This is a genomic window from Gracilimonas qinghaiensis (assembly GCF_046602855.1).
Taxonomy (GTDB): domain Bacteria; phylum Bacteroidota; class Rhodothermia; order Balneolales; family Balneolaceae; genus Gracilimonas.
In genome coordinates this window covers 16,542-32,788 of the sequence record NZ_JBKINJ010000001.1, presented here as the reverse complement: position 1 = coordinate 32,788, position 16,247 = coordinate 16,542, and the positions used below count along the sequence as shown (strand labels likewise).

The window sequence follows — 16,247 nt, the reverse complement described above, 5'->3', positions numbered from 1 at the left end:
CAGTTGATTATCAGCATCAAAAATAATACTAGCTTTGAAGACCCTTCTCCACCAGCCGGCGGATCAGGATGACAACTCTATTTGGTTGGCAACCCTTTTTAGTCCACCTTTTGCGTATCACTAAATTATGTAATTCCATACAAAAAAAGCGGACGTGACATTCACATCCGCTTAATGATCACGTATTCCGTCAATTAGAAACTGATAGACACACCGAAAGCAATAATGCCACTGCTTTCTTTTACATCCTCCAGGTTCGGATTTTCCAGATCATAGGAAGTGTAGCGGTATTCAACAAATGGTTTTATCATTGGCAGGATGGATACTTTGGCACCGGCCATCATATTCCAGAACAAACTGCTTTCATCACCGGTTTCAGGACTCAAATTATTAGGATCATTTTGAACGTCCGTTACAACCTGATCATAATTATTGGTTCCCAAACCAAGGCCTACGTAGGGCTCTAAAAGTCCGAGTGAAACGCCACCTATAGCAGACACTCCCAATTCATAGTTGGTCAGGTCTTCAGAATAGGTGATACCATCGCGCGAAACATCGTTTTCATCACTGAAATAACTGCCGTGTACTCGTATTCCAAGATTCACGATAGGCAGCTGCTGCAGAATACCTTTTTGAATGCGGATGCCAAATCCGTTCTTGGGATCTTCCTCACGTAACTCATACGAGGCTCCGATCTCAAATTGTGCAAAGGTACTTGCTGAAAACAAGGCTGTGATGATAACGATCAGGGGTAATATTTTCTTCATAGGAACTCTCCGTTTTTTTATGGTTGCCTAAAGTTACAAAAGAGTTGGGATAGTTTTGAGTGGCAGATAGGCGTTAGGTGCAAGGTTTTAGGTTTTAGGTTTTAGGTGTTAGGTGCAAGGTGCAAGTTTGTGAGTTTTGACCGAGGAGGAGGACCGTAGACCGGGGTCTTTGTTCCGGAGGCCTCAATTTTTAATTCAACAACTACTACAGCAGAAGGCTCAGGAATATAATAAAACACCGGAAATTCCTCCTTCGAAGGAGGTGCCGGGCTGAACGCATGTGAAGCCGGGCGGTGGATGTGCGGGGTGGATTAGGCTTGGTTGCCTTATACTGGCACTCACATCCCTCGCAACTAGCGCAAACGTCTCGCTTGTAGCGATGTGTATATTCCGAGGTTAAAAGGAATGATCGGCAATCCAGATTTCCATCACCCGGCTCTTTTAGAAATAAACCTCGGAACCAAATTAAAGTGAGCCGAATGATGGAGGTGCTTTTAAAGTCCCTAATCCATCATTCCGTTCAGCCGGCATCTGTTTACTGGCTTTACAAAATGAGAACGGGGTGATGGATGATTTGGATTCTACTTGGGGATTAGATTTAGGGAGGTTCTTCTTTCAGACTGGAGCCTCTGTGCTGATACGAGATTTCCTCTTTGCAAGGAAATCTTTCTTTTACCTTCTCAGAGGTAAAATCCGGGCTCTCATCTTGGCAGGTGTAAGTGTAATCAACGCTCCATTTTCCAAACGTGCTTCAAATTGACTCAGAGCCTTTAATAATATACTTCCTATAGCGTCAGGAGTAGTGTCATCAGTTCTTATCTGGATAACACTTGGTCCGTTGGCTCCTGTTGCAGCCAAAATATCCCCGAAATCCAAATCATGAGTAAACACTACGAATTCATTCTGAAGTGCATATTCCATAATTTCACGATCTGAAGCTGTAGGCTTTCCTATTGATGTCCAATGCACTGCCTCATAGCCATTATCCTGAAAAGTAACCACCCATATTGGGGTTAACTTCATATCGATCAGTATTTTCATACCGTGTCTAAAGGCTGCTCAAGTTCATCTGCCCGCCATGCTGCGTATTGAAGTGCCTGTTTTACATCCTCTTTTTCGAGATATGGGTACATTTTCAATATTTTTTGGGTTGTATAACCTGAGGCCACCAAACCTACAATTGCCCCAACAGTAACCCGAATTCCCCTTATGGTTGGCTTTCCACCCATCACGTTGGGATCAAATTTTATCCGGTCAAAGTTTTCCATGACGTATGTGTTAGTCAAAATATGCTCATGTAATATATTTGATTTGTGATTATTTAGCTAACTATGGGTCATGAATAAAACCGATATGGAGAATTCCTCCTTTGAAGGAGGTGTCGGGCTGACCGAATGGGAAGCCTGACGGAGGATGTACGGGGTTAGTATTGGCTTGGTTGGCAGATGCCGGCATTCCGGATGGTGAGCCCAGGTTTGATCCAGGCTCCAAATTTTACTGTAAATTTCCGACACAAAACTTTTAGCAGAGGCTGCACCGAAAATCTCTTCTCCGTACTCATACACCGACTTTAGATCTTCAGTAAACTGTTCTGAAACAGTTACTTCTCTTTTCTCTTTTTTAACCACGATTCAAATTCTGTCATTGATTCCTGAACCGTATAAAAAGGACCTTTTTCTGCCTTTTTGATTCCCTTCCTGAATTCACTTTCCGACAAGGTATCTGAAGATGTAAAACGGTTCTCCGAAAATTTGTCTTTTAACTCTTTTCCTTTCATGACAATTAAAACCTCTTCATTGATCATTATTCATTTAATGAAATATCCAATTGGCATATGTTCTACAAATTTTGACTGCTTATTTAAGGAATATTATCGAAGACACATACACTATCTAAGTACTTAGATAGGAAGAGTAACATTAACAGCAAAGAACTCAGAAGTATGAAACAACACCGGAAATTCCTCCTTTGAAGGAGGTGCCGGGCTGAGCGAATGTGAAGCCTGGCGGTGGATGTGCGGGGCTCGATCAGGTTTGGTTGCCGGTATTCATAACCCAATCCCTGTCCCTTGCCCTCCGGCACATCGAAATAGCTATGTAAACAAAATCCACCGCCGCAGGGTAAGGGAACTCTTTGGTGAGTTATGTGGCAATAATCCATCATTTGGGCGAATGCCCGGGTGATGGATAGTGCTTGATTCAGGTTTGGTTGACTATTCCTTTTTCAAGAACTAAAACAACGAAAGTGTAAGAAATATAAAACGACCCCGGGAATTCCTCCTTTGAAGGAGGTGCCTAGCTGAACGCATGTGAAGCCGGGCGGTGGATGTAGGGGGTTTGATTTGGCACTGTTACCATTAATCAACCACTAACATCCCTCGGTAAAATCAGTGAACTGATTTTAGCCTCTCCCTTCAAAGGGAGATTATCCGTAGTTGACGGAGGACCGAAGACCGTAGACCGGGTTTTGAGCGGTGCTCAAATTATCAAATTATCCGAAGGGTGAACTTCAACATTCAATGTTGAATGTTCGATGTTCAATTCCCCGGTCCTCGGTCCACCGTCTTCGGTCCAAAAGATCAATTATTCCCAAACAGATCCCGGGTATACACCTTATCCTTCACATCCCGGATCTCATCCACCATGCGGTTGGCTACGATCACTTCGGAGATATCCTTGAATTCATCCAGGTCACGGATCACACGGGAGTGGTAGAATTCGTCCTGCTTCAGATAAGGTTCATACACCACCACCTCGATCCCCTTGGCTTTGATACGCTTCATGATGCCCTGAATGGCACTTTCACGGAAATTATCCGAACCCTGTTTCATCACCAATCTGTATATACCAACCACCTTTGGATCGTTCTTCCAAACCTGCCGTGCCACAAAATCTTTTCGGGTAGTGTTGGCATCCACAATGGCTTTGATAAGGTTATTGGGCACATCCTCGAAGTTAGCCAGCAGCTGTTTGGTATCTTTCGGCAGACAGTAACCACCATAGCCGAACGATGGATTGTTATAATGATCTCCGATCCTGGGATCGAGCCCCACGCCCCTCACAACCTGTTCTGTACTCAGACCATGTGTCTCGCAGTAGGTATCCAACTCGTTGAAATAGGCGACCCGCATAGCCAGATAAGTGTTTGAAAACAACTTAATGGCCTCGGCCTCCGTACTGTCAGTAAATAGGATCTGAATGTCACCGGCATCGTCAGCGGCTCCCTCTTCCAATAGAGCAGCAAAGGTCTTGGCACGCTCGGATCGTTCACCCACTACAATGCGGGATGGGTATAAATTATCATGCAGGGCCTTGCCTTCCCTCAGGAATTCAGGCGAAAATATCAGGTTTTCGGTTCCGAATTTCTCTTTGGCACTGTTTACATATCCCACCGGAACGGTTGATTTGATAACCATCACAGCATCCGCATTGATCTCCATCACATCCCTGATAACCGACTCCACCGATCGCGTGTCAAATTCATTGGTCTCAGAATCATAGTTCGTGGGCGTGCCTATGATCACAAACTCGGCTCCTTCATAAGCCTCACGCTTGTCAAGGGTAGCCTTCAGGTTCAGATCATCCCTGTTCTTCATAAAGTCCTCGATCTCAGGATCGGCAATAGGCGACGTTCTCTCATTGATCATATTCACTTTTTCTTCCACAATATCGAGGGCAACCACCTCATGGTGTTGCGCTAAAAGAACGGAAAGTGAAAGTCCGACATATCCTGTTCCGGCTACGGCTATTTTCATATTACTGTCTTGCTATATTTTTTGATTTTGAAGGATTTTAAAGATAAGGAATTAATAGTTTTGAGTTTGAATTAGGTTCAAGATTTTAGGCGCAAGGTTCAAGGGGGATAGAACATTCAACATTCAATATTTAACTCAATGCATGACTTAATCGCATAATAGAGCACCGGAAATTCCTCCTTCGAAGGAGGTGCCGGGCTGAGCGAATGCGAAGCTTGGCGGTGGATGTACGGGGTTTGAATTAGGTTCAAGGTTTTAGGTGCAAGGTTCAAGGGGGATAGAACATTCAATATTGAACTCAATGCATGACTTAGCCGTATAATAGAGCACCGGAAATTTCTCCTTTGAAGGAGGTGTCGGGCTGAGCGAATGCGAAGCCTGGCGGTGGATGTATGGGGTCGGATTTGGCTTGGTTGCCTTATATTGGCACTAACACCCCTCGCAACTAGCGCAAGCGTCTCGCTTGTGCGGTGGTGGAACAGGATCGGTTCGCGACGCAAGCCACTCACATCCCACGGTAAAATCAGTGAACTGATTTTAGCCTCTCCCTTCAAAGGGAGATTTTCCCCTGCCTTGGTCTGAATTCGTGGCTTTATTTGGCTCAAAAAAGGTTGCCACTCATGCCACTGTTATTATATCCCAACCATTACTGGCTCCTACGTCTTCTCCCCTGTGTAAGGGGAGAAACAAAGAGGGGTAGCTAATACGAGCAACCGGGTATGAATAGGCAAGTCTTATTGGATTTGGGAAATCAATTCAGGGAGATCCCGGTTCTGGGCCTCCGCATTCGCTTCGGCTTGACCGGGATGACTTGGGTGGTGGTTACAGAGAGATTGCTTCGTTGTTTATTGAGGACCGATGACGGAGGACCGTAGACGGGGGCTCCTTACCAAGGTCTTTACTTTGCAATGCCGTTCCGAAAGCCTCAGCTTCTAATTCAACAACTACAGCAAAAGGCTCAGGAATACAATACAACCCCGGGAATTCCTCCTTCGAAGGAGGTGTCGGGCTGAGCGAATGCGAAGCCGGGCGGTGGATGTACGGGGTTGGATTTGGCTTGGTTGCTTTATATTGGCACTCACATCCCTCGCAACTAGCGCAAGCGCCTCGCTTGTGCGGTGGTGGAACAGGATCGGTTCGCGACGCAAGCCACTGACATCCCACGGTAAAATCAGTGAACTGATTTTAGTCTCTCCCTTCAAAGGGAGACATCCGATGGAATATTGAACAAGGAATAATGAATTTCGAAGGGTTTGTAATAAAAATATAGGTTCTGATCTTACATCATAAGCGCTGACATTCTCTTCAGGCTTGGATGCCCACATCAGTGAAGGGTTAATAAAGTGTATCACATTGCAGATTGCATTATTTGTAAACCCTTCGATTGTGAACCGGAAGACTTCACCGGTTCAGGTAATTATGATGCTTATCATTAAACCACTTCAATATTGGATGTTCCTTGTTGGATATTCGATATTCAATTCCCCGGCTTTATAAAGCAATACCTAATAAACCGTGAATACAAGATGTCAAGCATTCGTTGCTCAGACGCCTGCCTTTGCCTTGCTATTGGTTTGGCCTTCTGAACTTTTGTTATCTGTTTTTGTGGGAGCAGAGTACTGAAGGGACTCAATATCTAAACGTTCGGGAATTAACCCGATCTTTCTTAAATATTTTCTCTTAAAGCCGTTTGTGGGAAGCAGTACAAACATGATTATAACCGTGGAAGCAAATATCAGGTTAATATCGATGGCAAAATAACCCAGAGTCAGTGTGAATAGGACAATGCCGATATTTGCGCCATATAGCATGAAAGCAGTGCTTTTATGACCAAAACCGGCTTTGAGTATGCTGTGATGAATATGATCCTGACCGGGGTCAAAAGGGGAGTTGCCGCGGCTAACGCGTTTATAGAATACCGTCAGGGTGTCAAAAAGTGGAATGGATAAGATAGCTACCGGCAAGATCGGTGAAATGCTCCCAAATGTGGCAATAAAAGATTCATTTCCATTCAGGCCTACAAAATTGATGGCTAACACAGAAAGCAGAAGTCCCACAACCAGAGAGCCTGTATCTCCCATAAAAATGGAAGCAGGATTGAAGTTATAGATCATAAAGGCCGCCAGAGCAGAACACAGCATCAATGACAGCGTTGCCATGGCAAGCTCACCTGCTATCAAAAATCCCCAGCCAAAAAATACAGAAGCAATGAGGCCGACTCCGCCTGCAAGACCGTCGATACCGTCGATCAGGTTATAAGAATTCATAACAACGATCATGGTAAATGTAGAAACAGCGATAGACAGCCAGAATGGGATCTCATATATTCCGAATACCCCATAGAAATTATCGATATAAACCCCGCAGCCAAATATCAGAAAAGCCGCTACCAACAGCTCAACGCCTAATTTTGTTTTGGCGGAGAGATCGACAATATCATCTTTTAGGCCGGTGAAGAAAAGCAGCAGCAACCCGGCAGCAAGATAGGGATATCCTGTAATGTGATCAGCCATGCCGCTGACTGAAAGACCCACAAAAAAAGCTAAAAAGATAGCTACGCCTCCTAACGAAGGCACATAGCGGGTATGCAGTTTTCGGTCGTTATCAGGCTTATCATAAAGATCTGTTTTATAGGCAACCTTCCTCAAAATGGGGATCGTTAGATATGCTATAAAAAAGGTTATTACTGTACCCGCCAATATCTGTATCAATACTGTATCCATGTAAACCCTACAAGTCTGCTCTTTTCTTTGATATGAAAATATAGGCTTTTTATTTAAATAAAAGTAATAGTAATGTATTCTATGTAATTATAAACCAATAATCTCTTCACAAGTAGTGAAATCAAACGCCTGTAACAGCGCTCTGAGTTTGCCTTCAGTGGTGGACAAGCCTGTGTAAGATTTGAATTTTCGGTGTAAAGGCATTTTTACGACCGGCTGATCGGAAGCGAAGTCTCTTGGATGAAGATAGACAACAACGGGTATGCCCTTTTTCTCGAATGATCGGAATCCTCTTTTGATTGCCCACAATGGGAGAGCTCGCATGTAACCGCCACCACTGAAGGGTATCTTTGCAGGCCCAAACGAGCTGATGCTCATTGGCAACTCAGGTAAATAGCCGTTAGTGGTTTTGATCTCATGAGCCGGTTGCTGACAAGGATACCCACCATGCCCTCGCCTTGCGGGAAACAGACTTGCATCATACTCCAGACCCAGATCTTTTATGACATCAAAGGCCCACTCGGCACCGGGAGTAATGGAAAAGGAGGGGGCCCGAAAGCCTTTTACTTTTACTCCGGTCTGATCCTGTAAAACATCCATAGACTGTTTTAGATCTTTATGGAATTCATCTGGACTTAACTCATACACCTTTCGATGCCAATAAGAATGAGTACCCAACTCATGGCCGGCTGCTACTACCTTCTTTGCGATATTTGGGTATTTATTGGCCACCCAGCCCAAAACAAAAAAAGTCGCTTTGGTCTCAAACTCATCCAACATAGCCAGAATCATGTCTGTTTTTTCTTCCACAATGGTCGGGCGCATATCCCATGTTGATATATCCTCCAAAACAGGAATATCAACGATGTGGAACCAGTCTTCTATGTCGAAGGATAGGGCGTGTTTCACTTAATACCTTTTGATTGTGAGAGATTAGCCGAGCTTGATTCGGTTAGATTATACAAATATTATCGTTGGATTACTTGTTTCGATACAATGCACCTGAATTATAATTCCGTCTGGAACGAATAAGCAACTAAAGGCGAATAGGGGGAGTGTTAAAATCCAACGAGGCTGAATTAAACATCAAATACCTTAAAATGTTCCCTAGATTTTACGGCTCTGTTAACTCACCAACAATTAGTTACTCTACATTTCAAATTAACACAGGGATACCCACAACCATACTTTGATGTCGTATGATAGTGCTTCAAATTTTATCTGTTATATAGTTTGAATTGTTAAGCATTAAGTATTAGTTTTGAGCTTTCAAAAGCGGGGGTAGCTCAATGTAGAGCGTCAATCTTCCAGATTGAAAGTTGCAGGTGCGAATCCTGCCCTCCGCTCTTTTCATCTTTTCTTAATATATTTTTCCAGCAAAATAAGGACCTACTTTATCAACAAAACTTCTTGGTAATTTAGACCAAACCTTACCTAAGATTTCAAAATTTTTTACGTTTAAATTTTTATCGTAACTATAGTTAAAATAGAGCTGTTTGTCTTCCGTACCCCAATGACTTTTAAATTTGTGCAAAGGACTATTTTTGGTACTTCTTCCGAATGAAAATATTTCAGCCTCGTTTTCAATTGAATATTTTATCATTTCCCAGTATATAAATAAACTTGTATAAAGATTATTATACTCCCCCAAAGTTGAGAACCAACAATTCTCAAAAAATTTTTGATATCCAAGTAGAAATCCTCCACCAACAATTTTACCCTGATATTCAGAGCAAAAAATTTCTGCATTACCGTATTTATAATTTTCCAGAATGGTATTAAAAAAATTCTTTGAAAGTGGAGGAGAACCTAGATCATGCATATTGCTACAATAGATATCATAAAAGCCATCAAAATATTCTTTTCCTATTTTAATCTTCAATCCATTTTTATAACTCTTTCTTACTTTTCTTCTTTGGTTGGAACTTAACTCCATGAGTTGTTTATCAACATCCGGTATCAAAGATTTATAGGATGTTATCTTATCAACATTAGCATGCTCTGAAAGCCTAATAAAATCCCTAATTTCTATTTTTCTATCTAACGTATTTTCTAATTCTTTGAATATTTCACGCTTATTGGTTTCTTGATTATTTGCAATTGTAAAGCCGCCATATGAAAAGTGCGGCATTGAGACCAATTTATTAGATATTTCAACAAGGTTTATTGAACCAATATTGTTTCCATCATTTTGAATGAAATAATTAACTCCTTCCCACCCATAAATTCTTTTTAATATATCTACTAAACTCGGATTATTAGCTATAGTGGCGAACTCTGCATTAGAGCTAATAAAATTATTCCAATTCTCATAATCACTTTTTGATTCTACTCGCTTTAAGTTCATTTCTTTAATCCCATTCCTCAATTCGATAGCCTAATAAGTCAAACAATTTTTCATTTTCCTCTTTGAAATATGTTTGAAGATATTTTTCATCTTTAAAGTTTATTTTCATAGAAGACAAACTCTTACTTGCTACTTTTTCCAAAATTGTTCTTGGTATTATACTCTTCATTATTTCTCGTATTCTTGCAGACACTTTATTGTTTCTACTCAATAAAAATTTAGCCAGTATATTATTTGGCCGTCCTGATTCATTATACTTAATGCCCGTATTTAACTGTACATTCTCATCCAGATCCAAAAACTTCAACGTTTCCCTAACATTCTTGTCGGTATCTTTAATCATCTTTTCCTGTATGATGATTTTTACATTTGTGAAATTATCTCTAAAAGATTTCACCTGACTGTAGTACTCTCCAGCTTTTTTATAGGCCCAAATAAAATCCCAATTATCCTGAAGCCTTTCTTCCTCTAAATTCAGTGCCTCCCTAAATGATCGCTTTTCTCGACTATCCCTCACTAAATATTTATAGGCTGAAAATGCTCTATGAACAGGATTTCTAAGGATAATAATTATAGGAATATCACCTAACTTCCTTTTTATTTCATCTACTGTTTTTTGATGGTAGTAAATGTAGTCCGGACTGGCTTCACCAATTTTTTTATAATTATCTAAATCAGAGAATAAATCTGTATATGTTTCAAAATCTCGAACTGCGTATTTGTCAACAGTGGTATCTCCCGGACCATTATGAGGAAATGTCAAAAACTTAGAACTAAAATACTTTGGTTCTTTTAGATCTGGAAAGCCTATCTCTGGGTGCTGTTTTAAATAATAGTATAGAGCCGTTGTACCACACTTTGAGGCTCCGACAATTAAGAAATTAGGTAATACATTTTCTGTATTAGCTTTCATGAAGTTCCTTAAAATATTTATAGTATCTTTTTATGATTGAAGGCCAATTATAATAATCCTGAATACGTTCATAACCTTTTTGTCTAATCATTCTCCATTTATCATCGTTGGCAGTTCCCTCAACCTCTTTCAAATGATTTGAAACGTCATAAGAGTCAGAAAAATAAAGTGAATTGTTATCAGTCACTTCACGATTAAATGGATTGTCATGACATATACAGAGATTCTTAGATGCCAAAGCCTCCAAAAGAGAGGGATTGGTGCCCCCAACCGAATGCCCATGCAAATAAGTTAACGAAGCATACCGAATTGCTTGAAGTGTTTCTCTATCATAAATACCTCCAACAAATTTTATCTTGCTATTATTAATTGCCATAGCTTGTAAGCTTTTTACATACTCAGTATCCTGCAAATTTCCGACAATTATTAACGGGTATCTATGATTGGTTTTAAGATAACCCTCAACTATTATATGTACATTATTCTCCGGCTCAAGGCGGCTTACAACTAAATGATATTGATTTGATTTTATATTGTATTTCTCTAAATGTTCACTTAAAACATTATTATCATTTTCGAGAAAAATATTTTCATGAGCCCCATACTCAATAAATGTACTTCTTTTCTTACGATTAAAATTTTGCTTCATTTCATTCATGATCTCTCTAGAATCATTTACAAAATACTCGCTTGTCTTTGTTGACAGCCAGAACATAGTATACAAAGCAATTTTAGTGGTAAAAGACCATTTACTTCTCCACCACCCCATACCATCAGGATTTGTTACAAACTTTACTCCTTTAACTCTAGGTATCCATGAAGTAAAAGCCCCTCCAACACCACATGAATAGATAATATCAACATCATTCATTACTTTTTTAATCGAATCCCAATAATATAAATTTGGAGTTTCAGCCTTAGAGTACTTTGAATACAAAAGTTTAATCCCCTTGTAATCACTCTTGGAAAAATTTTCCCTCTGAAACTTATCACAAACAACTGTTACTTCAACTTCCGGGTATTTAGCAAGACCATCAGCAACTTCTTCAACAAATGTTTCGAAACCACCATATTGAGCAGGTATACCTCTTGATCCTATAAATGCAATTTTCATTCTAATAATTAATGCTTGAATAAAGTTTCTTTGTTTTTCTTCCGATTTCTACCCAATCAAAATCGGTTTTTATTTTTTTGCTTGCTTTGTTTCTAACCTTTATAAGGTCTTCTTTTCTCTTCTCCAATTTTAAAATTTTATCTATTAAACTTTGAGTATTTTCACTTTCAAAAATGAAGCCCGTTTCACCCTCCTCGATTATTTCAGTAAAAGCCGGTAAATTTGAAGATAGAACAGGCCTGCCATAACTCATAGATAGCAATAGTACACCACTTTGGTAGATCCTTTTGTAAGGAAGGACAACTAAGTCTGCTTTCTTAAAATAATCTTCTACCTCTTCATCTGGTATGAAGCGATATTCTGTAGTAACAAAGTTTTCCAACTTGTGTTTTTCAATAATAGTATTATAAACTGAAGGATCATCGTGCCAGGGACGTCCTGCTATCGTAAGATGTACTTGATGAGTTTTTTGAGTGACCTTAACCATAGCTTCTAGTAATAAGTCCAATCCTTTTACTTCTTTGATTTGCCCAAAAAAAAGAAGTTCAAGGTTATTGTCATCTTCTATATTTGTGTAGTCGAGCTCATTAACAAAAAGCAAATAGTTTCCATGAGGAATAATTTCAACTTTATGTACTTCTACTCCTTTACTTAAAAGTTCCTTTTTGCTGAACTCATTGTGGACAATAATTTTGTCCATCCATGCAAAAACTTTTTTTAAGTTTAAACCCGTAGCAGAACTTTTAAATGAATTCACATCGTGAAAGGTAATAACAACAGTGTGTTGAAAAATAATCTTTGCAAGAAATAATACAGATACATTCAAGAAACTTAGATCAAAAAAATGCAAATGTACTAGATCCTTCTTCCTTAATTTTGCACTTAAGAATGATAAAATATAACCGTAGAAGAACTTAAAGCCTTTACCAAGTTTTCCTTTAGTCCAAATTTCTCCGAAAGATAATTTAGTTGTAACATTCTTATAATGTCTTTTCTTGGTCTTTGAACAGGTATAATAGTCAACATCACAATCATTTTGACCTAAACCATAACTAAGACCATAATCATAATAATCCATACCCCCGTGACCACCAACTGGTTCGATTATTGCGACCTTCATAAAACTATTCGTACCAATCTTTTAAGTCTTTATTAAGTAGTTTTTCCAAACTTATTACATCATCTCTATAAATAGAGATTAGTTTATCTTTTGTGTTTACCTGTAATCGAGGTTTCTGTCCTTTTTCAAATACAGAACTTAACAATAAACTTTTCATTGTTTCTGGCAAGAAAGAACTCAATGATTTTCGAATACTTTTAATTTTATATAAGGTATCTATCAATTTATTCTTTGGTTCTTTAAACGTATTGTATTTTTTACTTAACTGTGGTTCGAAATTAGAATCTACCTCAAGAAATCGAAATAAATCCTTCACAACTATTGCTATGTCATCAACCAACTCCTCAAATAAAATTATTTTTACTTGTTCATGACCAAAAATATCAAGGTACCGTTTAACTTGATTATGATATAGCCCGAGTTCAACATATTGTTGATAATATAATTCACCTCTTTTGTCTTCTATATTCTTATCAACAATATCATCATAGCTATGATCTACTAATCCCAGTCTCGAATCCATTAAATAATGTGAAAAACCTCGGTCAATGGGATTTCGTAACACAATAATTATCTTAGACTGAGAATTAAAATCAAATAATCTACCTGGAACATCTTCATAAAAGAGATAGGAAACACTCGCTTCACCTATGATTTTTTCTTGTTTTATAGATTTAAACAAGGCCAAATAATCATCAATGTTGTTTACTTTTTCTTCATTATAAAAAAGATCTTGATTCTTTATCTCTTTATATGAAAAATAATTAGTCTCTTTTAGATCACACATGAACACTTCTGGATGTTCCTCCAAGTAATTGTATAATGAAGTTGTACCTGCCTTAGGAGCACCAACGATAAATAAGTTTGGTTTCTTTTCTTCAATCATGGATAATTTCCAAAAAGGCTTTGCTTACGTTTTCAATATTATCTTTCGAGATAGAATCATAATTCGTAACTGGATCGCTTATATTTCCATTAAATGAATTATTCAAAATATAATTTCCAAATTCATAAATATTCATTTTATTTTCATTCATTTTTTTAAACTTTTTTAAAAAATGATTGAAATTATAATGATTTCTAAAATCTTCGTACGAAACCTTATGGCAATGCTTTAATTTATTAAAAAAAGTTTCTGAGAAAGTAAATGATTCTACACCCATCAAAGCAGCTTCATATGCTACTGTGCCTGACACAGTAAAGACAACATCGGAATATTTAATAATTTCATGTGAATCACATTTCTCATTTACAAAAATAATACGGGGATCATTTTTTAAATTCCTATAAAAGCGAAATCCCCTATCTCCTATTGCATTTGGATGCTCTTTTACTACTAAGAAGTGATTAATAGGAAGAAGTTGAACAATACTTTTAACTAACTCTAATTGATTATTATAATAAACGCCTAAAACATCAATGGAAGCCTCGGGTTGCTTATGAAGTGGATAATAAAAATATTCTTTTCCCTTCAGATCATTCATAGAGTTAGTTTTTATAAAATTATAAGCAAATCTATTAATTTCTTCAGTAATTGGTCTTCTGATTCTATCTACTATATTCTTAATTTTGATCATTCGAGGATTGTCTTTTTGGATGTTTTCCGAGGTGAAAAATCTTTTAATCCTGGCTAATCTTGTTAAGATTCTTTTTTGCTCTTTAATTTTTAGATTATTTCTATAGAAATAATCTGGTTTCTTTATTGAAAATAAACTCTTAATAAAAACTTCGTCATACTTTTTATTATGTTTATTAGAATAGAATTTACTTTGTTTTAAATCACTAAAAAAAGCAAATCGGTTGTCAGGTATTCTTATTGTATGAGGATTCAAATATCTGCAATGACCTCTAAATTTAATTTTGATCAGAAGATATATTACTAATTCATAACCATGGGTAAGCTCACCGAATACATGACTTATACTATTTTTTTTAATAAAATTAAATACGGGCTCTTGTATGCTTTTGAGGTATATCAATGAATCATTTTCATTAAACTTAAAATGCCTATCATTTCTAATTATTTCAAAATACTTAAGTTCAACTAATTCTTTGCTTTCATTTATTTCATTATTAATCAGAAGCACATTTTCTTTAGAATAAATACTTACTAATTCATTATATTTTTCTAATGTTACTACAATCCAAAATATATTTGTAATACTATTTATTTCTCGAGCAACTTCTTGATAAAATGACGTCTTAAATCCATTATCAATAAAACAAATATTAGTTATCTTTTTTTCCATATCTTTTTACAAAATAAAATTCAATTATAATCAACAAGATAAGAATAGCCAATTTCCTTTTTGAAAGTAAACTACTTATATCACCCATTAAATACATACTTTGAAACCCACTTAATAAATCGAATATTAGCCATAAACGAAATAAATAAACTTTATATATGCATTTGATAAAATAGCGGATTATAACTCCAAATATTAAAGCGAGTGGTATTTGCAATAAAAAACCTAATATCAGTGGCATCATGTATAGTAAAATTGCAGGATACCCACCTGTGTAAACCCTTCCTGAGTTGATATACTCTAAAGCATTATGACCATGCTCTAACATTAAAAATGACATACCAATCTGATTTGGATCTCCACCAAATAAAAAATTCTTTATTTCAACTAGTAATTGATTGTAGCTATCAATTCTTCCAGTATAAAAGTCATTCCATGATGACCACCAAACTTCACTTTGAGATGCAAAAAATCTAGGTATTAAGTATTCATTTAATATATCTAAATTGCTTCCTAGAAATGAATAGTAGGTAAATATATGGTTAAAAAATATATATATTGTTATTAATAATATTAGTAATATAATTATAATTTGATTTATATTATCCTTTACTTTATAATTTTTATATAAAAATATTATTAAATGAACATTGGGTATTAAAATCAATATTGTGCTATAAAATATACTTGAAAACTTATTTCCAGTTAAGAATAAGTAAATGAGATATGCGACAATAAGCCCAAGACTTATTGTTCTTTTTGAGCTGTTATTGATCTTATAGCTAATACCTAAAAGTAAGGCGATAAACGTTTTATATTTATATAAGAGTCCAGCTAGTGTACCACTGTAATTTAATGCGAACTTTGACCTCTCTAACTGGTTAAATACAGGAATACCGTCTCTAATTATTACCAAGTATAAATACATAACATAAAAGACAAGAAAAAAAACAAGTATATTTTTCAAGACAGGTGATATAGTATGCCTAATATTAATTGCCTTATTATCCTTTCGATATAAGAATTTATATAAAGTAATATTGAAAACTACATAAAATACAAAAAGGGCTAAAGTAGAATAATTTTCATATGTATGAAGTTGTAGTGTATTACTTTTAAAACCAGTATTCAGATAAGAAGTTGATATCAAATACCAAAATTGTAGGAAGATAAAATAAAATATTATTGGGTGAAATGGCTTTCGTAATTTGCTAAAATGCTTAACAATAAGTATAAAAGTAATTATCAATATCACATTGA

At 37.0% G+C, this 16,247-nt stretch carries 15 protein-coding genes and 1 tRNA gene; 1 reads left to right on the top strand and 15 read right to left on the bottom strand.

The window, feature by feature from the left end; translation table 11 throughout:
• Positions 1-194: 194 nt before the first annotated feature.
• The 8 genes from ACKGJO_RS00155 to ACKGJO_RS00120 form a co-directional block, all read right to left on the bottom strand.
• Positions 195-767, bottom strand: a complete 573-nt coding sequence (locus ACKGJO_RS00155; protein WP_411321370.1) for an outer membrane protein — start codon at positions 765-767, stop codon at positions 195-197.
• 672 nt (positions 768-1,439) lie between these two features.
• Positions 1,440-1,808, bottom strand: coding sequence for a DUF5615 family PIN-like protein (locus ACKGJO_RS00150; RefSeq protein WP_411321369.1), 369 nt, complete (start codon positions 1,806-1,808; stop codon positions 1,440-1,442).
• The gene (locus ACKGJO_RS00145) at positions 1,805-2,035 is read right to left on the bottom strand and encodes a DUF433 domain-containing protein (RefSeq protein WP_411321368.1); all 231 of its coding nucleotides are present in this window, start codon (positions 2,033-2,035) and stop codon (positions 1,805-1,807) included. Before ACKGJO_RS00145 ends, ACKGJO_RS00150 begins: the two co-directional genes overlap by 4 nt.
• Before the next feature lie 57 nt (positions 2,036-2,092).
• On the bottom strand, positions 2,093-2,395 hold the full coding sequence (locus tag ACKGJO_RS00140; protein WP_411321367.1) for a hypothetical protein: 303 nt from the start codon (positions 2,393-2,395) through the stop codon (positions 2,093-2,095).
• Positions 2,368-2,571: a hypothetical protein gene (locus ACKGJO_RS00135; protein WP_411321366.1), complete on the bottom strand. Its 204-nt coding sequence runs from the start codon at positions 2,569-2,571 to the stop codon at positions 2,368-2,370. The genes ACKGJO_RS00140 and ACKGJO_RS00135 overlap by 28 nt, the downstream gene beginning before the upstream one ends.
• Positions 2,572-3,345: 774 nt before the next feature.
• On the bottom strand, positions 3,346-4,521 hold the full coding sequence (locus ACKGJO_RS00130) for a nucleotide sugar dehydrogenase (RefSeq protein ID WP_411321365.1): 1,176 nt from the start codon (positions 4,519-4,521) through the stop codon (positions 3,346-3,348).
• A gap of 1,544 nt (positions 4,522-6,065) precedes the next feature.
• Positions 6,066-7,244, bottom strand: a complete 1,179-nt coding sequence (locus ACKGJO_RS00125; protein WP_411321364.1) for a glycosyltransferase family 4 protein — start codon at positions 7,242-7,244, stop codon at positions 6,066-6,068.
• Between the two features lie 87 nt (positions 7,245-7,331).
• Complete coding sequence (locus ACKGJO_RS00120) at positions 7,332-8,153, bottom strand: polysaccharide deacetylase family protein (RefSeq protein WP_411321363.1); 822 nt, start codon at positions 8,151-8,153, stop codon at positions 7,332-7,334.
• 366 nt (positions 8,154-8,519) lie between these two features.
• Here ACKGJO_RS00120 and ACKGJO_RS00115 point away from each other — a divergent pair.
• Positions 8,520-8,590, top strand: a tRNA-Gly gene (locus ACKGJO_RS00115).
• A gap of 14 nt (positions 8,591-8,604) precedes the next feature.
• Here ACKGJO_RS00115 and ACKGJO_RS00110 read toward each other — a convergent pair.
• From ACKGJO_RS00110 to ACKGJO_RS00080, 7 genes are read right to left on the bottom strand one after another with little or no spacing between them, the layout of a single operon-like run.
• A complete protein-coding gene (locus ACKGJO_RS00110) occupies positions 8,605-9,591 on the bottom strand; it encodes a GNAT family N-acetyltransferase (protein WP_411321362.1) in 987 nt (328 codons plus the stop codon).
• A 4-nt stretch (positions 9,592-9,595) separates the two neighbouring features.
• Complete coding sequence (locus tag ACKGJO_RS00105) at positions 9,596-10,504, bottom strand: sulfotransferase family protein (protein ID WP_411321361.1); 909 nt, start codon at positions 10,502-10,504, stop codon at positions 9,596-9,598.
• Positions 10,494-11,618, bottom strand: coding sequence for a DUF1972 domain-containing protein (locus ACKGJO_RS00100; RefSeq protein ID WP_411321360.1), 1,125 nt, complete (start codon positions 11,616-11,618; stop codon positions 10,494-10,496). Before ACKGJO_RS00100 ends, ACKGJO_RS00105 begins: the two co-directional genes overlap by 11 nt.
• Position 11,619: 1 nt before the next feature.
• Positions 11,620-12,738, bottom strand: coding sequence for a glycosyltransferase family 4 protein (locus ACKGJO_RS00095; protein ID WP_411321359.1), 1,119 nt, complete (start codon positions 12,736-12,738; stop codon positions 11,620-11,622).
• Between the two features lie 4 nt (positions 12,739-12,742).
• Entirely contained in the window at positions 12,743-13,624 is an 882-nt protein-coding gene (locus ACKGJO_RS00090) for a sulfotransferase family protein (protein WP_411321358.1), read from the bottom strand.
• A complete protein-coding gene (locus tag ACKGJO_RS00085) occupies positions 13,617-14,987 on the bottom strand; it encodes a hypothetical protein (RefSeq protein WP_411321357.1) in 1,371 nt (456 codons plus the stop codon). Before ACKGJO_RS00085 ends, ACKGJO_RS00090 begins: the two co-directional genes overlap by 8 nt.
• Positions 14,968-15,954, bottom strand: coding sequence for a DUF6418 domain-containing protein (locus ACKGJO_RS00080; protein ID WP_411321356.1), 987 nt, complete (start codon positions 15,952-15,954; stop codon positions 14,968-14,970). Before ACKGJO_RS00080 ends, ACKGJO_RS00085 begins: the two co-directional genes overlap by 20 nt.
• Positions 15,955-16,247: the final 293 nt, after the last annotated feature.